The sequence below is a fragment of the Castellaniella sp. genome (genome assembly GCF_036379515.1).
Taxonomy (GTDB): Bacteria; Pseudomonadota; Gammaproteobacteria; order Burkholderiales; family Burkholderiaceae_B; genus Castellaniella.
This window is the reverse complement of the sequence record NZ_DASVGN010000031.1, coordinates 188,507-215,428: the sequence shown is the minus strand read 5'-3', so window position 1 is coordinate 215,428 and position 26,922 is coordinate 188,507. Positions and strand designations below refer to the sequence as shown.

Genomic DNA, 26,922 nt, shown 5'->3' with positions numbered 1-26,922 from the left:
AAAAGCCTCTGGCGTGGCCTGCCTGGCCACGCCAGAGGCTTTTTATAAACCCCTGCACCACATAGGGCTCGACCCTCAGAGCTCCATCTGCATGCCCATCTCGACGACGCGATTCGGTGGAATACGATAGAAACGCGTACTACGGCTCGCGTTGCGGGCCATGAGTGCAAACAAGTGCCGCTTCCAGCTCTTGTGCCAAGGCAGGCGGCGTACCACGATGATGGTTTGCCGCAACAGAAAATACGAGGTCTGCATGGGCTCCAGGTTCAGCTCGGGGACCTCTTGGCCAATCTGACCGACCACCTGCGGGACATTGGGCTCCTGCTTGAAACCCCAACGCGCGACGGCCTGCCAGCTGCTGCGGCTGACGCGCTCGACCTTGAGTCGTTCATCGAAAGGCACATAGGGTTCATCTGCCACCTCGATGGTGAGAAACAAGGCCTGCTCATGCAGAATTTTATTGTGTTTCAAGTTGTGAAGTAGCGCTGGAGGGACAGTCCCCACGATCATGCTCATGAAAACGGCAGTGCCCGGCACGCGAGTCGGCGGATAAGCCTCCAGCGACTCCATGAAGCTTGCCAACGATTGATGATCACCCGCCAGCGTATCGTGCACCTGCTGGCGTCCTTGCTTCCATGTCATCATGAGCGTCAACAGCACGATACCCACGACCAAAGGCAGCCAGCCGCCTTCATGAATCTTGAGCGTATTGGACGCAAACAGCAGCACGTCCATCACCAGGAAAACGGTAATCAAAGCCAGCCAGGCGATACGCTTGCCGCCACGCGACCCGCGAGGCAGGACCGCAAAGGCCAACACCGAGGTCATGAGCATGGTGCCCGTCACGGCGAATCCATAGGCATGGGCCAAGCGATCCGACGAACCAAAAGCGATGATCAGCACCAGCACGGCGCCCATCAACAGCCAGTTGACCCGAGGGAGATAAATCTGGCCCTCTTCGCGGGCTGAAGTGTGCTGAATGACCATGCGCGGCCAATAACCCAGCTGAACGGCTTGGCGCGTCATGGAAAACGCCCCTGAAATCACCGATTGCGATGCAATCACCGTCGCCGCCGTAGCCAGCGCGACCAGAGGCACCAACCCCCAATCCGGTGCGAGCAGAAAGAACGGATTGCGAATAGACGAAGGGTCCGTCAAAAGCAATGCGCCCTGACCGAAATAACACAGCACCAAGGCCGGGAAGACGGCCGCAAACCAGGCACGCCGGATGGTCGAGCGGCCAAAGTGACCCATGTCGGCATACAGTGCTTCGGTCCCCGTCAGTGCCAGTACCAGGGCGCCCAACGCCAAAAAGGTTTCAAGTGGCGCATCGACAATGAAATGAATGGCCCACCAGGGGTTGATGGCCTGCAGCACTCGGGGTTCCTCAATGATGCGCCACGCCCCCAGCACCCCCAGCACCAGAAACCAGAGCAGCATCACTGGCCCAAAAAGGCGGCCCACCGTGCCCGTCCCCCGCGACTGCACCATGAACAGGGCTACCAGAACGGCGGTGGCAACAGGCACCACCCAGGCGTCCAGGCCATGCGACACCACACCGATCCCCTCGACGGCCGACAGCACCGAAATCGCCGGGGTAATCATGCTGTCGCCATAGAAAAGGCTGGCACCGATCAGGCCCAGCAGGATCAGTCGCCAACGCACCTTCTCGGTACGCCCGCGCATGGCAAGCTCCATGAGCGCCAGCGTGCCGCCCTCGCCTCGGTTGTCCGCACTCAGGATGCAAATCACATACTTGACAGAGGCCACCAGCACCAGCATCCAGAACAGGATGGACAGCATACCCAGCACATGTTCGACATCCGGATGCCCCACTCCTGTCAGCGCTACCTTGATGGTGTAGAGCGGACTCGTCCCGATGTCACCATAGACTACGCCCAAAGCCCCTACCAGCAGGGCCGCCTTCGGGCGGCTTGTTTCCGTGTCACTTGTCGCCATACTCTACTCGGTCCGGGTCAGGCCTATGCCGCGCCTGAGCCCCGGAAAAATGATGGTTATCTGGGTGCCTGGGAACCGAGGCCGGCTAATGACCTTCCACCAGGCACCGTGGGCCCGGGCGATTTCCCGAACAATGGCCAGGCCCAGCCCTGAGCCTCCCGAGCCGGCGTCCGCTGCCCGATAAAAGGCCTCGAACACGTGCTCCACGTCGTCTTCACTGATGCCGCAGCCGTCATCCGCCACTGAAAAGGAAGGCGGGTTGGCCATGACGCGCAACTGGATACGACTGGCCTCATGCCCATACCGCAACGCGTTGTCGATCAGGTTCCCGAGCAGCTCCCCCAGAAGCACCGGGTCGCCGTCCACCCAGACCGCATCTTCCGGCGCTGAAAGCTGTAGCTCAAGCCCTTTGTCCTGGGCTCGGGCGAGCCACTCCGCCCCTGTACAACGCATCCATTCGCACAGATCGAGCTGCACGAAGCTGTCCTGAGGGCGTGCCGTATGATCGGCCCGCGCCAGCACCAACAGTTGCTGACCCATGCGAATCATGTGGTCCGTCACCGATTTGATGCGCTCGGCGCGCACGCGGACGTCGTCAGACAGCGGCCGCCCCAACATGAGCTCGGATTCCAGCTTGAGCCCCGTCAGAGGGGTGCGCAACTGGTGAGCGGCATGACCGATGAACCGGCGCTGTGCGAACATTGCATCTTCGACGCGTCCCAGCAAATCATTGAAGTGCAACACCAAGGGGGCGACCTCGCTGGGCAGGCCGGTGAGATCGAGCGGCTGCAGTTCATCGATGGACCGCTGGCGGATCTGATTGGCCAGTCGATTGATGGATACGAGCTCCAGCCGGATACCCGACACCAACACCCAGACGAAAAGCACCACCAGAAAGGCCTGCGCCAACATCATGAACCAGAACAGATCACGCAACAGCCAGGGTTGGGGGTGGATGAGCCCCGTCATGAACCAGGTTGCCAGCAAATCCATGGCAATCAGGATGAAGAGTGCAGGCAGCAGCCTGCGGACCAACCGTCGAGCCAGCGATTCCTGAGGCATGAGACGCTCGAACAGCCCCAATGCCCGGCTGTCCTGATTCGGATCGGACGAGGCGGGACTAATCGGCACGTTCGACGTCGAGCAGGTACCCGAAGCCACGGACGGTCTGAATGCTTGCCCCCGTGCCATCGAGCCGTTTGCGCAGACGGTATATATACACTTCGACCGCATTTTCGCTGAAATCGGCGTCCCAGGCCGAAAGGGAATTGACGATCTGCTGTTTGGTCACGACACGTCCGGACCGCGCCATGAGCATTTCCAGTACGGAAAGCTCGCGCACCGACAGGGACAGGCGCTTGCCAGCGACGCGGATCTGGCGCCCCACGGTATCGAACGTGAGCGGACCGCATTCGAGCACCGTTTGAGCCTGGCCATGGTTGCGTCGTGCCAAGGCCCGCACCCGTGCCGCCAACTCGACCAGTTCGAACGGCTTGGTGACGTAGTCGTCGGCCCCTGCATCCAGCCCGGCCACTCGATCATCCAACCCGTCGCGGGCGGTCAGAATCAGCACCTGACCCTGATACCCATTGCCTCTGAGCCGTTGCAAGACCTCGAGCCCCCCCATGCCGGGAAGATTCAGGTCGAGCAGCAGCAGATCATAGGTCTGGCCAGCGACGGCCCCCTCAACACGATCACCTTCTTTGAGCCAATCAACTGCGTATCCCTGGTTGCCCAGAAATTCCTGCAACGCATGCCCAAGGGTCGTGTCGTCTTCAATGACTAGAACTCGCATGCAGTGATTCTAGCCTGAACCCGTCATCTCACGTCACCAACGAGCATTCGCAGTTACATAGTTGACGTTGACTTGAAAGACGCGTCGTCAGCGGCCGGGAGAAGCGCCCAAGGCTGCAGCCTGCGGGTGCGCCAGTGCCGAAGCCGGCGTCATCCCCGGATGTGTGACAAAACCCAGCCGTTTGATCCCGGCCCGACGTGCCTGGGCCATGATCTCGGCCAGCTGTCCATAGCGCGTATTCACGTCCGCACGAATGCGCACTTCCGGCTGTGGGTCCAGAACCGCCTGCTGGGCAAGCAAAGACTCAAGGTCCGCCGGCGCGACAGGCTGCTCGTTCCAGAACAGCGCGCCCTGCGCATCGATGGCGAGGTCGATCACCTGGGGCTTTTCTTCGGCCGGCTGGGCGCTGACCTGCGGCACATTGACACGAATGGTGTGAGTGAGCAAAGGTGCGGTAATCATGAAGATCACCAGCAGCACCAGCATGACATCAATGAGCGGAACCATGTTGATCTCGGACATCGTCGTGCTGGTGCTGTTGGAGTCGAAGCTGCCAAAGGCCATGTCAGGCTCCTCGCCGGGCAGCCAGGCTGATCGGCGTGCCACTTGGCTCATGTTCGCCGTCTTCGAACGGCTGCCCGGTGCTCAAGAAGGTGAGCAAGTCGTGTGCAAACGCGTCCAGGCGCGCCAGGTACACGCGGTTGATGCGCACGAACGCGTTATAGCCCAGGACGGCTGGAATGGCGACGGCCAGACCCAGCCCCGTCATTACCAGTGCCTCACCCACCGGCCCGGCAATGCGATTGATGGTGACACCATCCGACATGCCAATCGAAAGCAGGGCGTGATAGACCCCCCAGACTGTCCCAAACAGGCCCACAAAAGGCGCGGTCGAGCCCACCGACGCCAGTACGGTGAGGCCGTTTTCCAGGCGTGCAGTCTCTTCGTCGATGACCTTACGGATCGTACGAGTGACGAACGCGGCCGTTGAACCACTTTCTTCCAGTTTCAAGGCGCCATATTTGGCGTGATGCTTCTGGGCGTGAATCGCGTGGCTCGCAAGATGCGCAAAAGGTTCCGTCGCGCCATGCGTGGCGATCTCGTTCTCGACTTGTTCCAGTGAACTGGCAGCCCAAAATTCCTGAAGAAACTTGCGCGACCGATGCCGAATGCGCAGATGCGTGAAGGCCTTGGCCAGAATCAGGTACCAGCTTGCCAGCGACATGAGCAGCAAGAAAATGAAGAGCGACTTGCCGACCAGGTCGCTCTGCCCCACGAAGTGAGCAATCCCCAAATCGGCAGAGGGGGATGCCGGCCCGCCCCCCGTCACGACCTGCGCCAGCATCAGGGCTGCGCCATGCATGATGTCCAACATCTCGTGTTCACCTTTCTAGAGAACGAAATCAAATGGAATGTCGACCTGGGCCGGATACGCCACGCCGTTTTCCGTGTAGGGCCGAAACCGCGCCTTCCGTATGGCGTCAATGGCCGCCTGATCCAGGCGCGCATACCCCGACGACTTCTGAACCTTGACGCCGGCCACGTGCCCCTCAGGGGAAATCAGCACCCGGAGGATCACGCGGCCCTGCTCCCCTCTGCGCTCCGACTGCTGCGGATACACGGGCGTTGGACGGGGCCCCAGATAATCGACCTGGCCGACGACCCGAGGCTGGAGTGGGGCTGAAGCCTTGGGGGCGCCCTGAGCGGCCACCGCCTGGTTCGAAACCGCTGCGACCGCACCTTCTACGTGGGCTGGGGCCGCCGCCATCCGGACAGGCTGTTTTGGCACACGCGGCCGCGGCTTGGCCGACGGCCTGTGCCGAACCACCGGCTTCGGCTTCGGCGTGTTGACGGGCGGGCGCGGCTCCACCGGGGCTTCAGGCTCAGGCTGCTGTACCTCGTGAGGTATGGGCTCAAAAGCCGGCCCGGGAACGGATCCGGACATCTCCGGCTCGGCAGCAGCCAGCTCTGGCGGCTGCGCGACCGGCGCTGGTTCACGAGTCTCGGCGGCTGGGGCTGGCGATAATTCGATGAACTGCACGTCCAGCGCATCCGGCTGGCCGGGGGCCACTGTAGCGACTGGCGAGGTCAACACCATGGCCAGCACCGCCGCGTGCAAGCCCAGCGCAACACAGGCTGCGGCCACTTTCAGCCAAGGGAATCGGGGAATGCCAGGACGCATGTATCGGAGGTGGGCGATAGTAGGGAAGCATTCTATCAGTAATGAAAACGATTCTCAATACAGATGAAAATATCCTTGTTAGAAATAAAGGCTTACTTCTTTTTGGGAAACTTCGGAGGACTTCGTGCGGTCAGTGAGGCTGAAGCCTCCCAACCCGGGACCACCGAATTTCACCGATGGGCCCGATCAACCAAAAGGCCAAGTCAGACCATGTCGAGAATCCCAGCCCTATGGGCCGCCGCTCTGTGCGCCCTCTGTTTGCAGACCGCGGCCATGGCCGCCGATACGCCCCCTGCCGGTATCTACCTGTCGACCGACTACCCGTCCCTCACACTGAAGTCAGGGCAGACTTCCTCCGTCTCGTTGCAATTGCACAACCAGGCAACACCGCCCGAGCGGCTGGCCCTATCGATCGACGGAGTACCCAAAGGCTGGAAGGCCACCTTGTTGGGCGATGGGCGCCCCGTAGCGTCAGCGATGCCGGCCAGCAATGATTCACTGGACCTGCAACTCCGCCTGGACATCCCCCAAAGCGACGCTCAAAGTCACCATACGCTCACTGTACATGCGGATGACAGCCAACGGCACCTCAGTTTGCCCATCGATGTGACGCTGGCAACTCAGCTGCCGGCACAGCTGTCCGTGAAACCCGACCTGCCGCAACTCACGGGCTCGCCCAACACCTCTTTCAGCTTCCAGTTGACCGTCAAAAATGAAAGCGGCCGGGACGTCCTGGCAAGCCTGACTGCGCAAGCGCCGCAGTACTACGACACGTCATTCACGGAAGGCTATGGGTCCCAGCAAATCAGCGCGGTACCGATCAAGGCAGGCGAATCCAAGACCGTCAAGCTGCAAGTGCGCCCGCCCATTTCGGCGACTTCTGGCACCCATGACATTCAAGTACAGGTCGCGGCAGACGGTGCCAAGGCGTCGACCACACTCAAGCTGGACCTCACCGGCCAACCGGCGCTGAGCCTTGCTGGACGCGACGGTCTGATGAGCACGCAAGCCGAGATCGGCGCAAACAGTTCGATGCCGCTGGAGCTGCAAAATAGCGGAACGGCGGCCGCACAAGACATCGCGCTGACGAGCACCGCCCCCACAGGCTGGAAGATCAGCTTCGAACCCAGCCACGTAGCCAATCTGGAACCCGGCAAGAGCACTGAGGTGCAGATGCACATTTCTCCGTCAGCTCAGTCACTGGCGGGAGACTACATGGTGAAACTGCACGCCACATCGGGGGGGCAGTCGGCCAACGGCAACCTGCGCGTCTCGGTGACCACATCGTCGCTCTGGGGTATTACCGGCGCAATCCTCATCGCCATTGCGCTTCTGGTGCTGATCGGTGCCGTCACTCGCTATGGACGCCGGTGATGACGAGCCCCGCCATCATCGCCCAGGGGCTGGGCAAGGACTACGGCCGGCACACCGTTGTGCAGGCGCTGGATTTCGGCGTACGGACTGGAGAGGTCTTTGGCCTGCTGGGCCCCAACGGCGCCGGCAAGACCACTACCATCCTGATGCTGCTTGGACTCACGGAGGCCAGTCGAGGCCAGGTCCGAGTGTTGGGAGAGGACCCATGGCGCAACCCCCTGGCCGTCAAACGGCAGATCGGCTACATGCCGGATTCCGTCGGCTTCTACGACTACCTCAGCGCGCGGGACAACCTGCGCTTCACGGCCCGTCTGCTGGCCATCCCTGCGGCCGAACGTGACACCCGCATCGAACAGGCACTGGCGCGGGTCTCGCTGCTGGAGCGCATCGATCAACGCGTAGGGACTTATTCCCACGGCATGCGGCGGCGGTTGGGGCTGGCCGAGATCCTGCTCAAAAGGGCGCCCATCGCCATCCTGGATGAGCCCACCTCAGGGTTGGACCCGCAATCTACGGAATCCTTCCTGCGCATGATCGAAGACCTGCGTGCGGATGGCACCACGATCCTGCTGTCCTCGCACCTGCTTGACCAGATGCAGCGAATTTGCGACCGTGTGGCGCTCTTCAACGCCGGCCGCATCGCCCTCATGGGTCCGGTGCAAGAACTTGCACGCCAGGTCCTGGGCGGCTGCAGCCACGAGATCCGAGTGGAAGCTGACGGCGCGGACCTCACCGCTGCGCTGGCCGCCGTGGCCGATGTCCAGACCGTCTACAAGGACCCTGACGGCAGCTACGTGTTGCAAGCAGAGTCTGATGTGCGCGCCCAGGCGGCACAGGCTGCCGTACTGGCCGGGGCCAGCTTGCGCGGGTTGTCGGTGAGCACTCCCAGCCTCGACAGGATCTACCGCCACACGTTCACCGAGGGCAACACGACATCATGAAAACCAAACGCCTGGGCTCCCCCTGGAACGGCATGGGGGCCGTCCTCTCGAAGGAACTGGCCGACCACTTGGGCAGTGCCCGCATGCGGCTGCTGGAATGGCTGGTGGTTCTCACCGCGGCGGCCGCGCTGTATGGCGCCATTCAGGGCATCCGCCAGACAACGGCCTCAGATCCTTTCGTCTTCCTGCGTCTGTTCACGGACACGCGGGCACCGCTGCCCTCCTTTGCAGCACTGCTGGGCTTTCTGATCCCTCTGGTCGCCATCGGGCTGGGGTTCGATGCCATCAATGGCGAATACAGCCGACGCACCATGAGCCGTCTGCTATCGCAGCCGCTCTACCGTGACGCGCTGCTTCTGGGGAAATTTCTGGCGGGCCTGGGAGCCCTTGCGATCTGCCTGATCTGCCTCTGGCTACTGGTCATGGGCGCAGGTCTGATTCTGCTGGGAGTGCCGCCAAGCAGCGAGGAAGTGCTGCGCTCGCTGGTGTTCCTGGTGGCTGCGCTGGCCTACGCCGGCGTCTGGCTGACGGTTGCCTTGCTGTGTTCGGTCGCATTTCGGTCGGCCTCCACTTCGGCCCTGGTGGCGCTGGGGTTGTGGCTTTTCTGCGCCCTGCTTTGGCCCATGCTGGCCCCCGCCATCGCCAATGCCATCGCGCCACCTGACTTCGCCACGCTGATGGGGGGCGGTGTGGACCTGCATACGGTCGCTTGGCAACAGGCGCTCCTGCACCTTTCGCCCGCCACGCTCTTCAACGACACGGCCATTACCCTGCTGAGCCCCTCGACGCGGGCCTTGGGGCCAGTGTTCCTGTCGCAGATCCAGGGCGCACTGCTGGGCAATCCACTTCCGCTGTCACAAAGCATGGCCATCGTCTGGCCACAGTTCACGGGGCTCATCGCCGCGCTGGTCTTGTTGTTTACGGCGGGATACGTCGTATTCCAGCGTCAGGAAGTTCGCGCCTGAGTGCACAGAAGGCCACCCATAGGTGGCCTTCTTTACGGCAAGACAGAAATCAGCTCAGGCGGTTTCGCTACCCACACCTGCTACACGCCCAAGTACGCTTGCAGCACGCGCGGGTGGTTGAGCAGCTCAGATCCGGTTCCGGACAACGCCAGGCTGCCATTCTCCAGTACATACCCTCGCTGGGCGAGGCGCAGTGCCTGGCGTACGTTCTGCTCGACAAGGAATAGTGTCAGGCCATCTGCATTGATGGCCTTCAGTGCCCGGAAAATCTCTTGCACCAGCAAAGGAGCAAGCCCCATGGATGGCTCATCGAGCAGCAACAGACGCGGCTTCGCCATGAGCGCCCGGGCAATGGCAAGCATCTGCTGCTCACCACCTGACAGATTGCCTGCCAGGCCTTCCAGGCGTTCTTTCAAGCGTGGGAACAACGTAAACACATAATCGAAATCTTGTGGTGACCCACTGCTGCGGCGTCGGTAGGCGCCAAGTTCCAGGTTCTCACGGACCGTCATGCGCGTGAGAATGCAACGCCCCTCGGCCACCTGAATGATGCCGCGCGCCACGACCTGATGAGCCGGCAGCCGTGTGATGTCTTCACCTTCGAAGCGCACGGTACCAGCTGCTTTGTGCACCAGCCCGGAAAGAGCCAACAGCGTAGACGACTTGCCGGCACCGTTGGCTCCCACCAGAGCCGTGATGCTGCCGGCCTCAAGCGAAAAATCCACGCAGCGCACGGCCTCGACCTGACCATACTTGACTTCCAGTCCGTTGACCTCTAGCACCGCGCTCATGCAGCGTCCTCGTCGCGGCCCAGATAGGCCTCGATGACATCGGGATTGGTCCGGATTTCCTGCGGCTCGCCGCACGCAATGATACGGCCGAAATTCAGCACAGCCACCTGATCGCACAGTCCCATCACAAAGTGCATGTCGTGTTCTATCATCAAGATCGTGTATCCACGTGCGCGAATCGCCTGAATGTCCTGCATGAGGCCGGCGCGTTCGCCCGTATTCATGCCTGCGACAGGCTCATCGAGCAACAACAATTTGGGCTCGGTCGCCAGGGCACGGGCCAGCTCAAGCCGGCGCTGCTCACCATAAGACAGATTGTCGGCAAGCTCATCGGCCTTATGATCGAGCTTCATCCAGGTCAGGAGCTCCATGGCGCGAGCGCGAGCCGCGCCCTCCTGGCGCTGGTACTCAGGCAGGCCCAGCAACCAGGACGCCACCCCATACTGCATATGCCGATAGGCCCCCACCACCACATTCTGCAGCAGCGTCATTTCCTTGAACAAACGGATATTCTGAAAAGTGCGTGCCAACCCCAGGCGCATGATGCGATGCGGCTTCAGGCCGGCAATCGACTGGTCCTCGAAGCGGATGCTGCCCGTGTTGGGCACCAAAAGCCCGGTAATGAGATTGAACAGTGTGGTCTTGCCAGCTCCATTGGGCCCGATCAACCCAAAAATCGAGCCCGCCGGCACCGTGAAATTCACATCCTGCAGGACATGCAGGCCGCCAAAACGAACGGAAATATTAGCCAATTCAAGCACGGCGCTGTCTCCCTTTGCCCAGCCACTGAAGATAGCGCGCAGGGTCCCAAATGCCGCGCGGCAGGAACAGCACAATCAGCACTAGAATGAGGCCGTTGGCCACCAGCCTGAAGTGATCCAGCCCTCGAAGGACCTCGGGGAGCAAAGTAATGATCGCGCCCCCCAGCACGGGGCCCAACAGGCCATTGATCCCACCCAAGATCGTCATGGTGAGGATCTCGACCGCTCGTTCGAAACCGTATTCGTTCGGACCAATATAAAAAGTCAGGTGCGCATTCAGCGCGCCGGCCAGCCCCGCAATCGCCGCCCCCAGTACGAACGCCAGCATCTGGTTGGCCACCACGTTCACACCCATGAGACTGGCGGCGGTTTCATCACCCCGGATTGCATCGAAAGCCCTTCCGATGCGGGACACCTTCAGGCGCCACAAAACGAACCAGACCACAACCACCGCCAGCAGCACGTGCCACCATTGGGTCAGCTGCGGAATGCCATTCAAGCCCAGCGCTCCGCCGGTGATGGACTCGGTGTTCAGCACAATGACTCGCACCACCTCGCCAAATGCCAAGGTGGCCATTGCCAGATAGACGCCCGATAAACGCAGCGTGGGCAAGCCGATGATGGCCGCAAACAGAGCCGGCGCCGCCATGCCGGCCGCCAGAGCCACCGGAAACGACACGCCAAAATTGATGGTCAGCAGAGCGGACGCGTATGCACCGATCCCCATGAAGGCGGCATTGGCGATCGACAGCATGCCGCAATCCAGCGTCAGCCAGATCGATAAGGCCAGCAGCGCATTGGTTCCCAGTGACAGGACTACATTGCTGTAGATGGCCCAAAAGGTCTCAAAACTGTTCATGTCGTTCCTGTCACGCCTTGCGTTGAGCTGTCTTGCCAAAAAGCCCCTGAGGGCGCAACAGCAGCACCAGGAACAACAGACCGAAGGCCACGGCATCCCGCATCGTGGACCCCACATAGGCAACCGACAGCACCTCGGAGAACCCCAGGAACAACCCCCCCAGCATGGCGCCCGGAATACTGCCCAGCCCCCCGAGGATGACCACGGCAATCCCCTTTTGCAGCATGGGCTCGCCCATGAGCGGATACAGTGCGTCGGAGTACAGCCCGATGAGAACCCCCGCAATGCCTCCAAGCCCGCCTGCCACGAAAGACGTAGTGAAAAACAGGCGTTCGACGTCGATGCCCAGCAGCCAGGCTGCCTTGGGTGATTCAGCCACGGCTCGCATGGCACGCCCAAAGCGTGTGCGCCGCATGAGGACCATGAGCAGCACCATGAGCGCTACCGACAGAAAGATGATGCCCAGTTCGACAGTCGTCATGCGCACGCCCGCGAACTCAAAGGTACCGCCAGGCATGGTGCCATGCGGAAAACGTTGATTGTTCGGGCCAAACAGACCCTGCGCTACGTTGGTCAAGATGATGCCTATGCCAATCGTGGCAATCATGGCAATGAGCTGTGGTGCCCCTCGATGCCGTAATGGCCGCAACACCAGCCAGTCAATGACACCCGCAAATACCCCGGCGATTGCAAAAGCCACCAGGAACCCCAACCAGAGCGGCAAGCCCAGTTGGGCAATGGAATAAAGAGCCGCGTAGGCACCCACCATGAAGATGGCGCCATGCGACAAGTTGATGACGTCCAGCACCCCGAAAATCAGGGTGAAGCCCAGCGCAAAGAGCGCATAGACACACCCCAATGAAAGCGCATTGACGAGTTGCTGTCCCAGCATGCAGTACCTAGCGTCCTGTCCAGTTAATCAATTGAAGCCCATGAACCAAAACCAGACAGAACCCTGGAGTGTCAGCACGGCGGGCAACACTTATTTTTCGATCGTGTATTTGCCGTTGTGCGTCACGCTGATGATGGCGGTCTGCTTGGCATCATAGCCGGCCGGCTGGCCCGCCTTGTTCTTGGCCTGGATGAACTCAAATGCCCCGGTCGCCCCAGTCCACTTGACGGACGGCAGCGCATTGCGCAACGCCGCACGGTCAGCCGCCAGATTGCCGGTCAATTTGATCGTCTTCAAGGCCTGAGCCGCGATATAGGTGGCATCGTACGACTGCGCTGCAAACTGATCGGGAGCGGCCCCGAATTTGGCCTTGTACGCAGCCACGAACTTGGTGTTCTGCGGCGTGTCGTTATCGATGGACCACGGGCTACCTACCCACAGATCGTTAGAGGCATCACCCGGGGCCAGTGTGAAGATCTTCACGGAATTCATGCCGTTGCCGCCAATGAATGGCAGCTTGATGCCCAACTGGCGCGCCTGCACCATGATCGGGCCGCCTTCGGCCATGAGAGCGGACAACACGATGGCGTCCGGATGCGTGCTCTGGATCTTGGTGAGCTGTGCCTTGAAGTCCACGTCGCCCTTGGCGAAGGTTTCAGTCGTGGTGACCGGAATCTTCAGGTCAGCCAAGGCCTTCTTGAAATTCTGGTAACCGCTGACCGTGAACACGTCGTCATTGCCATAGAGCACCGCCACCTTCTTGATACCCAGCTTGCGCTGCGCCACCGACAACGTCACCGGTAGCACGTCTGCCTCCGTGACCGAATTGCGGAAAATGTAATTACCGATCGACGTGATGCCATCGGCTGTGTTCGACGTGCCAAATGCCACGGTCTTGGCCGCCTGTGCGATGGGGTCCGCCGCCTGGGCCGAATTCGACAGCGTCGGGCCAAAAATCATCAGGACATTGTCCTGGAAGATCAATTTTTTAAAAACGTTGATGGCCTCGTCTTTTTTGCCCTGCTCGTCTTCGACCACGAACTTGATCTTGTCGCCATGAATGCCGCCAGCCGCGTTGATCTCGGAAGCCGCCAGTTGAAAACCGTTTTCGATCGAGTGGCCATATTGGGCCGCCGGCCCCGACAAGGCTTCGGCCATGCCGATCTTGATGTCGGCGGCTTGTGCGGCCGTCAGGCTGCCCGCCGCCATGAGGGAGACCAGCAATAAAGTGCGTACGCTTTGCATCTTGGAACCTCTTGTGGTTTTCGCTGAGAATACGCTGGAGTGAGCAATTTTTGGAATTGCCTGGGCAATCACGGCCACTCAAACGCAGCTTGTGCGAAATTCTAGTGCAAAGTGCGACCAATGGAAACGGGCAAGAATCATGGTTTTCGCGCATAAACACAGGATTTCTGACAACAAGTTGAAGATTCACGGCAAGGCAATTCGTTGTAATCTTTTCCGATCATGAGACCTGCCACCACCAAAACGCTCGTCGAGCCTGCCCGCCAGACCCCGGTTATGGCGCACGTCGACGTCCTCGTCCTGGGGGGCGGCCCTGCCGGCCTTGCAGCTGCGGCAACCGCCGCACGGCACGGCGCCCGCACGCTTCTGGTCGAACGCTACGGCTTTCTGGGCGGGATGGGGACTGCCGCCGGGGTGACTAACTTCTGCGGCCTGCACGGCAACCTGTACGGAACGATCCGCCAGGTCGTCCAGGGCATAGGGGCAGAGCTGCTGGACCGCATCGCCGAATTGGGTGGGCTCAACCTGCCTCACCTACTATTTAGCGACCGGATTGCAGCGCAAGCCTATGACACGGCAGCCTACAAGGTGGCTGCCGACGAATTGCTGGCCTCTTCGGGCGCCCAGGTGCTGCTGCATGCCTGGGTGGCCGACGTCATCATGCGCGACCCCAAGCATATCGAAGCCGTGCTGGTCGAAACCAAATCAGGGCGCGCTGCACTCACCGCACAATGTTTCATCGACTGCACGGGCGATGCCGACGTCGCCGCCCATGCGGGCGCCCCCTTCGAAAAGGGCCTGGACGGCCACTCGATGCTGTACCCCAGCACGATGATGCGCATTGGCGGCGTCAATGCCAGCCAGGCAGGCGCCGCCTGGCGCGACGTGGCCACCCGCATGCAAGCGGCAGAAGCCAGAGGCGAACACTTTGCACGCCAACGCCCCATTCTGCGGCCGCAGAAAAATTCCAGTGAATGGCGCGCCAACGTCACCCAGTTGGCTCGGCCGGACGGCGGGCCGGTCGACGGCACCGACGCCTGGCAACTCTCTGCTGCCGAAAGCGAAGGACGCCAGCAATCGGCGCAATTCCTGCGCTTTCTGAAAAAAGACATGCCTGGGTTCGAGGCTGCCTATCTGCTCGATTTGCCGCCGCAACTGGGCATACGCGAAACACGCCGCATCATGGGTGAATACATTCTGACCGAGGAAGACGTCCTTGGCTGTGCCAGCTTTGACGACACCATCGGCGTGAACGCCTGGCCGGTCGAAGAGCACCTGCCAGGCACCGTGGAATTCCGCTGGCCGCATGGAACAGAAACGCCCGAGGGCCGCGCAGCAAACCCCGGATACAACCAACTGCCCTGGCGCATGCTGCTGCCCCAAGGCATAGACAACCTGCTGGTGGCGGGGCGCTGCGCCAGCATGACGCATGGCGGTCAGTCAGCAGCCCGTGTTTCGGGCGGCTGCTTCGTCATGGGACAGGCAGCGGGCACCGGCTGCGCCCTGGCCCTGCGGCAAGGCGTAGCGCCACGTGCACTTTCCGTGGCACTGCTGCAGCACACGCTGCGTGCGAACGGCGCCTGGCTCGGCCTGCCTGACGAACCTCTGCCGCCTGCCACCACAACTTTTCTCACTCCACCCACTCAAGATAAAACCCACTAGGAGACTCCACACATGCAACGCCGAACTTTCATCCTTGCCGCTGCCACTGCGGGGTTGGCCGCCCCCCTGATCGCACGAGCGAAGGACTGGCCCTCGCAGCCCATCAAGCTGGTTGTCGGTTTTCCAGGCGGCTCCACACCCGACATGGTGGCCCGCACACTGTCCGAGCCGCTGTCCAAGGCCTTGGGGGTCCCGGTCATCGTCGAAAATAAATCGGGAGCAAGTGGCAACATCGCCGCTGAATACGTCGCCAAGGCTACGGACGGCGTTACGTTCGGGATTGTCATCAACGGCAATCTGACCTCGTCGCAGATGCTCTACCCCAATCTGCCGTATGACCCCTTCAAGGATTTCAGCTATCTCAGTCTGCTCACCACAGCGCCCCTGATCCTGGTGGCACCCGCCAGCGAGCCCTCCGGCACGGCATTCTTCGACCTGGCCCGCAAAGAGGGCGACAAATGGAATTACGGCTCGGTGGGCATAGGTTCTGTGTCACACCTGGGCATGGAACTGCTCAAGGCCGACGTGCCCGGCCTGGACCCGCTGCAGATCCCCTACAACGGCGGCAACCCGGCCGTAGTGACGGCGCTGATCGGCGGCCAGGTCCAGATGGCGCTGATGCCGCCGGGCACCGCACTGCCACAGGTCAAGGCCGGAAAGCTCAAGGCGATCGGAGTGACGAGCGCGCAAGAAAGCGATCTGGCCCCCGGTATCCCGTCACTGGCCAAAGCCGGCGTCAAAGATTTCAACCTTGAGGTCTGGACCGCCCTGGTAGGTCCGGCCAGTCTGCCGGCCGCGGTGCAAAAGAAAGTGTCGGACATCGTCATCGCCGCGCTCAAAGAGCCCGCCATCCGCCAAAAACTCTTGGTGCAGGGATGGCAGGCCGTGGGCACCACCCCGCAAGAAATGCGCGTCCGCGTCGAAGAAGAAGCCAAGCTTCTGGGCGGCATCATCAAGTCGCAACACATCCGGCTGCAATAAGCCCTGCGGGGGTGGCCGTCGCTGCCGCCCCCGTCTTCACTCTATCCAGACACGCCGCCATGCCACGGACTCGCCTCAACAAAGACTACTACGCGGGTGCCCTCATGATCCTGTTTGGCCTGGGCGCCATGATTGCAGGAAGCCGCTACCACCTGGGCACCTTGCGAAGAATGGGCCCCGGGTTCTTTCCCGCGGCCGTCGGCGGCCTGCTGATCCTGTGCGGCATCATCATCGCCATCGAGGGTCTCGCCGGTCAGAATGTCAGCGATGGCAAGACGAAGCCCGAGTGGCGTGGCTGGCTGTGCATCATCGGCGGGATCGCTGCCTTCATCCTGCTGGGCGCCTACCTGGGCCTCATCCCGGCCACATTCGCCATCGTCTTCATCTCCGGGATGGGTGACCGGCACAACACGCTCAAGGGGGTCTTGGTGCTGTCAGCCATCACCTGCGCCGTCGCAGTCGTTATCTTCTGGTGGGCGCTGGGCATGCAGTTTCCCTTGCTCATGTGGGGCACACCATGATCGAAAAAGCCCTGCTGGACCTGATGTACGGCTTTGGCATCGCCTTCGAGCCGCACAACCTGATGTGGTCCATCTTCGGCGTGATCGCCGGAAACCTCATCGGGGTGCTGCCCGGGCTGGGCGCCCTCACGGCCATGTCCATCCTGCTGCCACTCACCTATGTGATGCACCCGGTGGCGGCCATCCTGATGCTGGCCGGCATTTTCTACGGCTCCATGTATGGCGGGGCCATCGGCGCCATCTTGCTGAACCTGCCCGTCCACCCACCCCACGCCGTCACCTGCCTGGACGGCTACCCGCTGACGCTGCAGGGGCGCGGCGGAGCAGCCCTGGGCATCGCCATGATGGCCTCGTTCGTAGCTGCCTCGATCGGCATCCTCATCATGGTGTTCTTTTCACCGCTGCTGGTGGACATCGCCTTCAAGTTTGGTCCCGCCGAACTCTTCTCCATCATGCTGCTCGGCCTGCTGGCCGGATCTACCATGTCACGCGGCTCTGCTGTCAAAGGGGTTTCCATGACCCTCGTGGGCCTGTTGCTGGGCGTGGTGGGCACCGACGTCAACAGCGGCACCATGAGGTTCACCTTCGGGCTCATGCACCTTCAAGACGGTGTGGATCTGGTTGCACTCGCCATGGGGCTCTTCGGGGTAGGCGAATTCCTGCTCAGCGTCAACCGCATGACCACGGTAGGCAGTGGCGCCAAGATGAGCTTTCGCGACATGCGCCCCACCCGCGCCGAGATCAAGAAATCCTTTTTTCCCATGCTGCGCGGCACTGCCGTAGGCACGCTCTTCGGTGTACTGCCGGGGACCGGCCCCACCATCACGACCTTCGTTGCCTACGCGCTGGAGCGCAAGATTTCCAAGACCCCCGAACGATTCGGACACGGGGCCATCGAAGGCGTGGCTTCACCCGAGGCCGCCTCACATTCCAAGACACAAGTCGACTTCATCCCGACCATGAGCCTGGGCATCCCGGGCGACGCCATGATGGCGCTCATCCTGGGCGCCCTGCTTATCCAGGGCATACAACCCGGCCCCCAACTGGTTACATCCCACCCCGACATCTTCTGGGGGCTGGTCGCCAGCTTCTGGGTAGGTAACTTGCTGCTCATCGTACTGAACATCCCGTTCATCGGGCTCTGGGTAAAGCTGCTGCAGGTCCCCTACAAGTACCTGTACCCTGCCGCACTGTTCTTCATCGCCATCGGCTGCTTCAGCACGGAGAACAGCCTGTTTGAAGTCGGCGAGGTGCTGATCTTCGGGATACTGGGAGCCGTGCTGCGTTACCTGGACTTCTCGGTTGCCACCATCTTGCTGGGCTACGTGCTGGGTCCCCTGGTGGAAGACAACTTCCGCCGCGCCCTGCTGCTGTCGCGCGGCGACCTGCTGGTGTTCGTGGAGCGCCCCATCAGCGCAGGCTTCATGGCTGCGTGCGCGCTACTCATCGGTGTACAGGTTGCAGCGTTCGCCTGGAAGAAGTGGCGTCCCGCCAAGGCATCCGGAGCCTCTTGAGAATGCCGGCCAAACACGCAAAAAGGCCCCGTGAATTGCTTCACGGGGCCTTGCATTCTGTGGTGCCCAGGAGAGGACTCGAACCTCCACACCTTTCGGCACATGGACCTGAACCATGCGCGTCTACCAATTCCGCCACCTGGGCATAGCATATACATACCGTGTATGCTATGGCTTCTGTTGTTTTAGAGTGGCACTTTTGTGCCGCGCCGCAGAAGAAGCGAAACTATACAACACAAATTTTTTGGATGCAAACACCCTTTGAAAAAGCGAATCAACAACGATAACAACCGCGACGCTTCCTCATTTCCGGCGAATCTGCCGCCGGATTTCGACCCTCAGGTACCCAGTCGAGAACGGGTCCTCCAGATTCTGAGAACTTCGGGCAAGCCGCTCTCACTCGAAGCATTGGCGGATGCTGCCGACGCAACGATCCCCCCATCCGCGGGCTTCATTCGCCGCGTCAAAGCCATGGAGCGCGACGGTCAGTTGCGCTTCAACCCGCAAGGTCAGTTGCAAATCTGCAACAACACCAGCTTCATCACAGGCACGGTTCAGGGACACCGCGACGGCTTCGGGTTCCTGATCCCGGACGACCACAGCCAGGACCTGTTCCTGTCTTCCCACGAAATGGACAAAGTCCTGCACGGCGACCGGGTTCGCGTCAAGGCCACCGGCGAATACCGGGGTCGCCCCGAAGGCACCATCGTCGAAGTCCTGGAGCGGCGTACCCTCAAGCTGGTGGGGCGTTTTCTCAAGGAACACGGTGCTTTCGTGGTCGCTCCCGAAGACCAACGCATCAAGCATGACATTCTGATCGCCCCCCAAGACACGGCGGGCGCCGAACCGGGACAAGTCGTCTCGGTGCAGATCCTGCGGCAGCCGGCCAGCCATCTGCAACCCTTGGGACGCATCACCGAAGTCCTGGGCGAAATCGACGACCCTGGCATGGAAATCGAAATCGCGGTGCGCAAATTCGATGTGCCCGTCGAATTTTCCGAGGCCACGCAGCGGCAAGTTCAAAAGTTTCCCGATCACCCCCTGGAACAGGAATACGCGGGACGTGTCGACCTGCGCGACATCCCGTTCATCACCATCGATGGCGAAGACGCACGCGACTTTGACGATGCTGTCTTCTGCATGCCAATCAACCTGGGTACCGAAAAGCGCGCACGGCGCGGCTGGCGATTGCTCGTGGCCATCGCCGACGTCAGCCACTACGTACAACCGAATACCGCTCTGGATGCCGATGCCATCGAGCGCGGCACCAGCGTGTATTTCCCTCGCCGGGTCATTCCTATGTTGCCCGAGGCGCTATCCAACGGCCTCTGTTCACTGAATCCGGACGTCGATCGCCTTGTCATGGTGTGCGACATGACAATCCCGGCCAGCGGCGCCAAGGCAGGGGCTGTGTCGGCCTACCAATTCTACGAAGCCGTCATCCACTCGCACGCGCGCACCACCTACACTGACATCTGGTCCGCCTTGCAACAACCGCATGGGCCGGCTGCCCAGAATCTGGGAAGCCTGTACCCGCACGTCCAGAGTGCGTATGAACTGTTCCAGACCCTGGCCACCGCACGTCGCAAACGGGGGGCTATCGATTTTGATACCGTCGAAACTCGCATCATCTGCAATCCGCTGGGCAAAATCGAGCGCATCGAGCCCACCACGCGTAACGACGCGCACCGCCTGATCGAAGAGTGCATGCTGGCCGCCAACACTTGCGCGGCGGACTTCATCGTGCGCAACAAGCGCCAGGCACTGTTTCGCGTGCACGACGGCCCAACGCCCGAGAAGCTCCAGACACTGCGTGATTTTCTGCGTCACCTGGGGCTCACCCTCGAGGGTGGCGACGACCCGCACACCAGCGACTATGCAAAGCTCATCGAAGCAAGTCGTGCAAGACCGGACTTTGCATCGATCCAGACGCTCTGCCTGCGTTCCATGCAGCAGGCCATCTACAGCCCGGAACAAACCGGGCATTTTGGCCTGGCCTACGAGCACTACGCGCATTTCACGTCGCCCATCCGCCGGTACCCCGACCTGCTGGTTCACCGCGTCATCCGCAGCATTCTGCGTAAGCGCCCCTACACCCCGCCTGCCCTGCCGGGGCCAGCGCCCGACCCGACGATGCCGGCTCGAGTGCGCGAACACGACGCCTGGGAGGCCCTGGGAGCATGGATGTCTGCCCGAGAGCGGCGCGCAGACGAAGCCTCGCGCGACGTCGAAGCCTGGCTCAAGTGCTGGTTTGTGCGCGAACACGTGGGCGAGACCTTCAGCGGCCACATCAGCAGCGTCACCAGCTTTGGCGTTTTCGTCACGCTCGACACGCTGTACGTCGAAGGTCTGGTTCACATCTCGGAGCTGGGCGACGATTACTTCCAGTTCAACGAGGCGCTCAACGAATTGCGCGGGGAACGCACCGGCATCCGTCATCAATTGGGCGAAGCACTCCAAGTCCAAGTGTCACGCGTCGACCTCGAAGCACGCCGTATTGATTTCCGTCTCATGCGTGGCGAAGATTTCAAATCGCTGCAGGCCGAGATCAGCTCAGACAAACGCCCCACGGCGCGCAGTCACAAAAAGGCTGCAGGCACCAAGCCAGCGGCCCTCAAAGGCACCACGGCCCGGCAGCGAAGGGCCGAAGCCAAGCGGGCCGCGCGTCAATCCGCTGCCCATAAACGGCACTCGTAAGACGCCCACCGCGCTCTGCCACCACTGCTGGCGGAGCGCAGACCTGACACTACAATCACGCCATGGGGGCTCGCTAGCCCTGAACTCACTAGGACTTTCATGTCATCGCACCAGATCCTGGCCGGCTTTCATGCGGTGCAGGCGCGCTTGCGCCATGCTCCCGACTCCATCCGCGACGTCTACCTGGACACCAGCCGACAAGACGCCCGCATGCAGCGTTGCATCCAGCAGCTCGATGCAGCAGGCGTCCACTGGCACGCAGCGGACGTCCAACGCCTGGATGGCTTCGCTCAAGGGCTGCGGCACCAGGGGATCGTCGCGCTCGCCCGCCCCCGTCCGCTCGCTGTCTCAATCGACGACGTGCTGGACCCGCTCGAAGAACGCCACGAACACGCGTTGCTGCTCGTGTTGGACGGAGTCACGGACCCGCACAATCTTGGAGCCTGCCTCAGAACAGCAGATGCGGCCGGCGTACATGCCGTGATCGCGCCCAAAGATCGTGCCGTGGGTCTGAACGCCACCGTACAGCGTGTCTCCTGTGGCGCAGCAGATACTGTGCCCTACCTCACCGTCACGAACCTGGCCCGCACGCTGCGCGCGCTGCGCGAGCGTGATGTCTGGCTGGTCGGCACCGACGACTCTGCAACGGCGCCGCTGCACACCATTGATGCACGGCGCTCCATGGCTTGGGTCATGGGCGCTGAAGGCGAAGGCATGCGGCGACTCACGCGCGAGACCTGCGACGAATTGGTCGCAATCCCCATGCTGGGTTCGGTCGAAAGCCTGAACGTCAGCGTGGCTAGCGCTATCTGCCTGTACGAAAGCGTCCGCCAGCGTCTGGCCGCACCACCAACGGGCGCAGCGACTTCACAGGCATAATGACCCGATCCGTTTGACTGCCACGAGGCCCATGATGGCCTTGCGCGCCGCCCTTTCCTCTTTCGAACTTCACTGGCGCAACAACATGTCCGATTACGGCTTTACTACCCAGATTGTCCACCAGGACCATCTCGCCCGGCGCGAGCAAGGGGCCATCTTTCAGCCCATTCACGTCTCCACAGAATTTGCCTACTCGACGGCCGAAGACCTCGCCGCAGTCTTCCAAGGGCGGAAGGCCGGCTTCACTTACGGCCGCACGGGCACTCCCACGACGGCGTCGCTCGAAGCCAAGATCACCGCCATGGAACACGGGCAAAATACGGTCTGTTTCGCGACAGGCATGGCAGCCCTGAATGCCATCTTCTTTGCCCTGCTGCGCCAAGGCGACCATCTGGTTGCCAGCAAATATGTCTTCGGCAACACCAACAGCCTGTTGCTGACCCTGGGCAGCCTGGGGGTGGAAGTGACTCTGGTCGATGCCACTGACGTCAAACAGGTAGAGGCCGCCCTCAAAGCCAATACCCGCATGGTCTTCGTGGAAACGATCGCCAACCCGGGCACCCAAGTGGCCGATCTGAAGGCCATCGGCGCTCTCTGCGACGCACACAAACTCGTCTACGTAGTCGACAGCACCCTGTCGACGCCTTATCTTCGCCGGGGGCGCGACTTCGGCGCATCCCTGGTCATCAACTCGCTGTCCAAACACATCAGCGGGCACGGCAACGCGCTCGGCGGGGCGGTGACGCAGACCGGCCTGTACGACTGGGCCAACTTTCCGCACATCTACGAACAATATCGCAAGGGCGAGTCCAACACGTGGGGCTTGCTGCAAATTAAGAAAAAGGGCTTGCGCGACATGGGGGGCACACTGTCCTCAGACGTGGCTCACCGCATCGCTGCCGGTGCCGAAACCATGGCACTGCGCATGGATCGTCTGTGTGCCAACGCTTTGGCGTTGGCCACTGCGCTGCAATCCCACCCACGAGTCAGCCGCGTGCACTACCCCGGCCTGGCCAGCCATCCGCAACACGAACGCGCCACGCAGTTCTTTGGTGGGCTCTACGGCGGCCTGATGGGCGTGGAGCTCAAACCCGAGATCGACGTTTTCGACTGCCTCAATCACCTCAAGGTCGCCGCACTGGCCACGCACCTGGGCGACAACCGTACCCTGGTGCTGCCGGCCGCACACACGATCTACTACGAAATGGGCCCCGAGCGTCGGACTCTGATGGGAATCCCTGATGGCTTTCTGCGCATCTCCGTAGGAATCGAAGACGAACCCGACTTGATCCACGACTTTACCCACGCCATAGATGCAGCAAAGGCCTGATTGGCAAGCCCGGGAATACCCGCAAAAATGTTCGGCTTGTTAACAAAAGTCAGTAAATACGCGGGTCTCCAGTGTTTTTTCTTGACACTGCCACCATTCAAAGGCTTAATACGCCTTAGTCAGCACGCCGCGTGGGCACGTGGGCTTGTCGCAAAACGGGCAAGGCTCAAGTTGTCTTCTGCAGGTTGCTGGCTGTGGCAGAATCGTCAATTTACATATCCGGCGTTCCGCCTCGCCGGGTCACAATAAACCTCAGGGGTATTTCATCAATGAACAAGACCGAGCTGATCGAGCATATTTCCTCCAAGACCGATCTCTCCAAGGCTGATGTCGGACGCGCCTTGGAAGCCTTCGTCGGTGCCGTTAAAACAACCCTGAAAAAGAAAGGGTCCGTCACTTTGGTAGGCTTCGGTACCTTCGCGGTTTCCGAGCGTGCCGCACGCACGGGCCGCAACCCGCGCACTGGCGAAGCCATCAAGATCAAGAAGGCGCGTGTGCCCAAGTTCCGCCCGGGCAAGGCCCTGAAGGACGCCGTGAACTGATCCACGTCGCTACGCCCCGAAAAAGCCACCCTCAAAGTTGCGGGTGGCTTTTTTGTTTTACCCCAACGCCATTTGCCGGTATCCGGCAGCACCGATATAATCAGCGCGCACGCAGGTTTCAGCATCCGATGCGACTGACGGCCCATCGTGGGCCACGTGCAAGATCACCGGGGGTGCTTAGCTCAGTTGGTAGAGCGGCGCCTTTACACGGCGTAGGTCGGGGGTTCGAACCCCTCAGCACCCACCACTTCCCCGCTCCGCCAGCTTTACAATCCAGGGCATGGCTTCCCCCACTTACTCTCCTGCCTCCTTGCGTTGCGGTCTGGATGCGCTTGGTCAATTCGACGAGGTAATCGACGTGCGTTCGCCCGCCGAATACGCTGACGACCACATCCCAGGTGCCCTCAGCGCCCCGGTGCTCGACAACCAAGAGCGTGCGCTGATCGGCACCATCTACGCACAAGAATCTCCCTTCAAGGCCACTCGCCTGGGCGCCGCCTTGGTCGCACGACACATCGCCGATTACCTGGAAACCTTGTTCGCAGACAAGCCCCGCAATTGGCGCCCTCTGGTGTATTGCTGGCGCGGCGGCAAGCGCTCCGGCGCCATGACCAGCTGGCTCAACCAGATTGGCTGGCGGGCCCGGCAACTGGATGGGGGCTACAAAACCTGGCGCAACCACGTGTTGTCCGGGCTCTCCAGCTGGCCTGAAGGGCTGCGCTGCATCATCCTGACGGGGCCGACAGGCTCCGGCAAGACCCGGCTGCTTCAATCGCTGGGGCACGTGGGCGCCCAGACGCTAGACCTGGAAGGCCTCGCCTGTCACCGTGGGTCGCTCTTGGGCGATCTGCCCGAGTGCCCGCAACCCAGCCAACGCGGCTTCGAAACCGCACTGCACGAAGCGATCCACGCGCTCAAACCCGAGCAACCGGTTTTCGTCGAAGCCGAAAGCCGGCGCATCGGCCGTCTGAGCCTGCCCGATGCCCTATTACAAGCCATGCGGGCCGGTCACTGCGTACGCGTGCGTGCCGACATGCCGCAACGCATCGCATTCTTGCTGCAAGATTACCGGCACCTTTTCGACGCACCTGATGCGTTCAGCCAGAAGCTCGAGCAACTCGTGGGCCTGCACAGCCACAAAACCATTGCCGGCTGGCAGGACATGATTGCGCACGATCAGCGCGCCGAGCTTTTCCTGGAACTTGTCGAACAACACTACGACCCGGCCTATCGCCGCAGCAGCCAGACCCACTACGAGGGCCTGACGCAGGCACAAGACTTCATCTACGACCCCACCGCCAACGACCACGGCACGCAAGCTCGTGCGCTGATGACTCAGCTGAGCGTTGGGACGTCACTTTCGACACAGGAACCCGCATGACCTTGGCCCCCATCCCACGACTGACTTCTCTGTCCCACGGGGGCGGCTGTGGCTGCAAAATTGCCCCGGACGTCCTGGCGCAACTCATGCGCAACGCCACACCGGTCGGGCCTTTTCCTGACCTACTGGTCGGTACGCAATCCTCGGACGATGCGGCCGTCTACCGTCTGAACGACCAACAGGCGCTGATTGCCACCACCGATTTCTTCATGCCCATCGTGGACGATCCGCGCGATTTTGGCCGCATCGCAGCCGCCAACGCACTCTCCGATGTCTACGCGATGGGTGGGCGCCCCCTGATGGCGCTGGCCCTGGTGGGCATGCCCATCAAGACATTGCCCCCAGAAATCATCAACGCGGTGCTGGTGGGCGGAGCCTCGGTCTGCGAGCAGGCAGGCATCCCCATCGCGGGCGGCCACTCCATCGACTCCGTCGAGCCCATCTACGGCCTGGCAGTCATGGGCATGGCGCACCCCGACCACATTCGGCGCAACGACCAGGCCCGCGCGGGTGATGTGCTCATCCTGAGCAAGGCGCTGGGCGTAGGGATCCTATCGGCGGCCCTGAAAAAGGAACAACTCAGCCCCACAGGCTATCAGGCGATGCTGACCAGCACCACCCAGCTCAACACGCCGGGCGCGCGGCTGGGCACGCTGAAATCCGTCCATGCCATGACGGACGTGACGGGCTTCAGCCTGTTGGGGCACACGCTGGAAATGTGCCGCGGCTCCGGCCTGCAGGCTGAAATCCAGTTCGACTCCCTGCCCTGGTTGCCAGGGGTACTGGATTTTGCCAAGGCAGGCATCTACACCGGCGCGTCTGCGCGCAACTGGAGGGCCTGTCAGGCCGACGTCACACTGAGGGCAACGCTACCACCTGTTGCCCAAACCTTGCTCACGGACCCTCAGACATCCGGGGGACTGCTCATCGCCTGCGCGCCAGACGCCGCAGATGAGGTGCTGGACCTGCTGAAGACAGAAGACTTTACCCAGGCCGCCTGCATCGGCAAGCTCCAGGCGGGGGCTCCACATCTTCGAGTATCTTGAAGTACAGGACGACGTTCAACATGAGCCCACAACGCTGTACCTGGTGCACCAACGACCCTCTATATGTCGCCTACCACGACCACGAATGGGGAGTACCTTCGCATGACCCGCAGCACCTCTTCGAGATGCTGATCCTCGAAGGCTTCCAGGCCGGGTTGTCCTGGATCACCATTCTGCGCAAACGTGAGGCCTTCCGCACGGCGCTTCTGGGCTTCGATCCGCACGCGCTGGCCAAGACCGATGAGACCTGGGTAGAGACCCGCATGCAGAATCCCGCCATCATCCGCAACCGCCTCAAACTGCAGGCGGTAGGCAAGAACGCGCGCGCCTGGCTGGCCCTGCCCGATCCTGTAGACATCATTTGGTCAGCGGTCGATGGAAAGCCCCGCATCCATCATTACGAGCACCTGGAAGACATCCCCGTCGCCGGCCCCGAAGCCCAGCAATTGAGCAAGCAGCTCAAGAAACTGGGCTTTACCTTCGTAGGCCCTACGATCTGCCAATCGTACCTGCAAGCGATTGGTTGCCTGATGGACCACACTACGGACTGTGCGCGCTACGCAGCCCTGGCGCATTGAGCGGCCAGCACTGCGTAGCTGCTTTCT

General features: G+C 61.4%; 25 protein-coding genes and 2 tRNA genes. 15 read left to right on the top strand and 12 right to left on the bottom strand.

What is annotated here, in order from left to right; all coding sequences use genetic code 11:
• Positions 1-75: 75 nt before the first annotated feature.
• The 6 genes from VF285_RS11170 to VF285_RS11145 form a co-directional block, all read right to left on the bottom strand.
• The gene (locus VF285_RS11170) at positions 76-1,959 is read right to left on the bottom strand and encodes a potassium transporter Kup (protein ID WP_346952687.1); all 1,884 of its coding nucleotides are present in this window, start codon (positions 1,957-1,959) and stop codon (positions 76-78) included.
• A 3-nt stretch (positions 1,960-1,962) separates the two neighbouring features.
• Positions 1,963-3,021 (bottom strand): sensor histidine kinase, encoded by a 1,059-nt coding sequence (locus VF285_RS11165; RefSeq protein ID WP_346952716.1) that lies wholly within the window; start codon positions 3,019-3,021, stop codon positions 1,963-1,965.
• Between the two features lie 58 nt (positions 3,022-3,079).
• Positions 3,080-3,754: a response regulator transcription factor gene (locus VF285_RS11160; protein WP_346952686.1), complete on the bottom strand. Its 675-nt coding sequence runs from the start codon at positions 3,752-3,754 to the stop codon at positions 3,080-3,082.
• Positions 3,755-3,841: 87 nt separating this feature from the next.
• Positions 3,842-4,318 carry a biopolymer transporter ExbD gene (locus VF285_RS11155; protein WP_346952685.1) on the bottom strand — a complete coding sequence of 159 codons (477 nt, stop codon included), beginning with the start codon at positions 4,316-4,318 and terminating at the stop codon, positions 3,842-3,844.
• Between the two features lies 1 nt (position 4,319).
• Positions 4,320-5,099, bottom strand: a complete 780-nt coding sequence (locus VF285_RS11150; protein ID WP_346952715.1) for a MotA/TolQ/ExbB proton channel family protein — start codon at positions 5,097-5,099, stop codon at positions 4,320-4,322.
• A 45-nt stretch (positions 5,100-5,144) separates the two neighbouring features.
• Positions 5,145-5,936 (bottom strand): energy transducer TonB, encoded by a 792-nt coding sequence (locus VF285_RS11145; protein ID WP_346952684.1) that lies wholly within the window; start codon positions 5,934-5,936, stop codon positions 5,145-5,147.
• 273 nt (positions 5,937-6,209) lie between these two features.
• On the opposite strand from VF285_RS11145, the gene VF285_RS11140 reads away from it, so the two are divergent.
• From VF285_RS11140 to VF285_RS11130, 3 genes are read left to right on the top strand one after another with little or no spacing between them, the layout of a single operon-like run.
• Positions 6,210-7,310: an NEW3 domain-containing protein gene (locus VF285_RS11140; protein ID WP_346952683.1), complete on the top strand. Its 1,101-nt coding sequence runs from the start codon at positions 6,210-6,212 to the stop codon at positions 7,308-7,310.
• On the top strand, positions 7,310-8,251 hold the full coding sequence (locus tag VF285_RS11135) for an ABC transporter ATP-binding protein (protein WP_346952682.1): 942 nt from the start codon (positions 7,310-7,312) through the stop codon (positions 8,249-8,251). The genes VF285_RS11140 and VF285_RS11135 overlap by 1 nt, the downstream gene beginning before the upstream one ends.
• Positions 8,248-9,216, top strand: a complete 969-nt coding sequence (locus tag VF285_RS11130) for an ABC transporter permease (protein WP_346952681.1) — start codon at positions 8,248-8,250, stop codon at positions 9,214-9,216. The genes VF285_RS11135 and VF285_RS11130 overlap by 4 nt, the downstream gene beginning before the upstream one ends.
• Before the next feature lie 80 nt (positions 9,217-9,296).
• On the opposite strand, the gene VF285_RS11125 is transcribed toward VF285_RS11130, so the two are convergent.
• The 5 genes from VF285_RS11125 to VF285_RS11105 form a co-directional block, all read right to left on the bottom strand.
• Positions 9,297-10,007 carry an ABC transporter ATP-binding protein gene (locus VF285_RS11125; RefSeq protein ID WP_346952680.1) on the bottom strand — a complete coding sequence of 237 codons (711 nt, stop codon included), beginning with the start codon at positions 10,005-10,007 and terminating at the stop codon, positions 9,297-9,299.
• Positions 10,004-10,768, bottom strand: coding sequence for an ABC transporter ATP-binding protein (locus VF285_RS11120; RefSeq protein WP_346952679.1), 765 nt, complete (start codon positions 10,766-10,768; stop codon positions 10,004-10,006). Before VF285_RS11120 ends, VF285_RS11125 begins: the two co-directional genes overlap by 4 nt.
• Positions 10,761-11,627: a branched-chain amino acid ABC transporter permease gene (locus VF285_RS11115; RefSeq protein ID WP_346952678.1), complete on the bottom strand. Its 867-nt coding sequence runs from the start codon at positions 11,625-11,627 to the stop codon at positions 10,761-10,763. Before VF285_RS11115 ends, VF285_RS11120 begins: the two co-directional genes overlap by 8 nt.
• Positions 11,628-11,637: 10 nt before the next feature.
• Positions 11,638-12,519 (bottom strand): branched-chain amino acid ABC transporter permease, encoded by an 882-nt coding sequence (locus VF285_RS11110; RefSeq protein WP_346952677.1) that lies wholly within the window; start codon positions 12,517-12,519, stop codon positions 11,638-11,640.
• A 90-nt stretch (positions 12,520-12,609) separates the two neighbouring features.
• Positions 12,610-13,764 (bottom strand): ABC transporter substrate-binding protein, encoded by a 1,155-nt coding sequence (locus VF285_RS11105; RefSeq protein WP_346952676.1) that lies wholly within the window; start codon positions 13,762-13,764, stop codon positions 12,610-12,612.
• Between the two features lie 222 nt (positions 13,765-13,986).
• On the opposite strand from VF285_RS11105, the gene VF285_RS11100 reads away from it, so the two are divergent.
• Genes VF285_RS11100 through VF285_RS11085 form a run of 4 tightly spaced genes read left to right on the top strand, consistent with a single transcriptional unit; the run spans position 13,987 to position 18,442 of the window.
• A complete protein-coding gene (locus VF285_RS11100; protein ID WP_346952675.1) occupies positions 13,987-15,426 on the top strand; it encodes an FAD-dependent oxidoreductase in 1,440 nt (479 codons plus the stop codon).
• Positions 15,427-15,438: 12 nt separating this feature from the next.
• Positions 15,439-16,407, top strand: a complete 969-nt coding sequence (locus VF285_RS11095) for a Bug family tripartite tricarboxylate transporter substrate binding protein (RefSeq protein ID WP_346952674.1) — start codon at positions 15,439-15,441, stop codon at positions 16,405-16,407.
• Positions 16,408-16,466: 59 nt separating this feature from the next.
• A complete protein-coding gene (locus tag VF285_RS11090) occupies positions 16,467-16,928 on the top strand; it encodes a tripartite tricarboxylate transporter TctB family protein (protein ID WP_346952673.1) in 462 nt (153 codons plus the stop codon).
• A complete protein-coding gene (locus tag VF285_RS11085; RefSeq protein WP_346952672.1) occupies positions 16,925-18,442 on the top strand; it encodes a tripartite tricarboxylate transporter permease in 1,518 nt (505 codons plus the stop codon). The genes VF285_RS11090 and VF285_RS11085 overlap by 4 nt, the downstream gene beginning before the upstream one ends.
• Before the next feature lie 60 nt (positions 18,443-18,502).
• Here VF285_RS11085 and VF285_RS11080 read toward each other — a convergent pair.
• Positions 18,503-18,587, bottom strand: a tRNA-Leu gene (locus VF285_RS11080).
• A gap of 116 nt (positions 18,588-18,703) precedes the next feature.
• On the opposite strand from VF285_RS11080, the gene rnr reads away from it, so the two are divergent.
• From rnr to VF285_RS11040, 8 genes are all read left to right on the top strand, one after another.
• Positions 18,704-21,139, top strand: coding sequence for a ribonuclease R (rnr, locus tag VF285_RS11075; protein ID WP_346952671.1), 2,436 nt, complete (start codon positions 18,704-18,706; stop codon positions 21,137-21,139).
• Positions 21,140-21,238: 99 nt separating this feature from the next.
• Positions 21,239-22,018, top strand: a complete 780-nt coding sequence (rlmB, locus tag VF285_RS11070) for a 23S rRNA (guanosine(2251)-2'-O)-methyltransferase RlmB (RefSeq protein WP_346952670.1) — start codon at positions 21,239-21,241, stop codon at positions 22,016-22,018.
• A gap of 85 nt (positions 22,019-22,103) precedes the next feature.
• On the top strand, positions 22,104-23,348 hold the full coding sequence (locus VF285_RS11065) for a cystathionine gamma-synthase family protein (protein WP_346952714.1): 1,245 nt from the start codon (positions 22,104-22,106) through the stop codon (positions 23,346-23,348).
• A gap of 269 nt (positions 23,349-23,617) precedes the next feature.
• Complete coding sequence (locus VF285_RS11060) at positions 23,618-23,890, top strand: HU family DNA-binding protein (RefSeq protein ID WP_269495036.1); 273 nt, start codon at positions 23,618-23,620, stop codon at positions 23,888-23,890.
• Between the two features lie 171 nt (positions 23,891-24,061).
• Positions 24,062-24,137 (top strand) — tRNA-Val (locus tag VF285_RS11055).
• Between the two features lie 33 nt (positions 24,138-24,170).
• Entirely contained in the window at positions 24,171-25,271 is a 1,101-nt protein-coding gene (gene mnmH, locus VF285_RS11050) for a tRNA 2-selenouridine(34) synthase MnmH (protein ID WP_346952669.1), read from the top strand.
• A complete protein-coding gene (gene selD, locus VF285_RS11045) occupies positions 25,268-26,317 on the top strand; it encodes a selenide, water dikinase SelD (protein WP_346952668.1) in 1,050 nt (349 codons plus the stop codon). The genes mnmH and selD overlap by 4 nt, the downstream gene beginning before the upstream one ends.
• Before the next feature lie 20 nt (positions 26,318-26,337).
• Positions 26,338-26,895, top strand: coding sequence for a DNA-3-methyladenine glycosylase I (locus tag VF285_RS11040; RefSeq protein ID WP_346952667.1), 558 nt, complete (start codon positions 26,338-26,340; stop codon positions 26,893-26,895).
• The last annotated feature ends 27 nt before the right edge of the window (positions 26,896-26,922 follow it).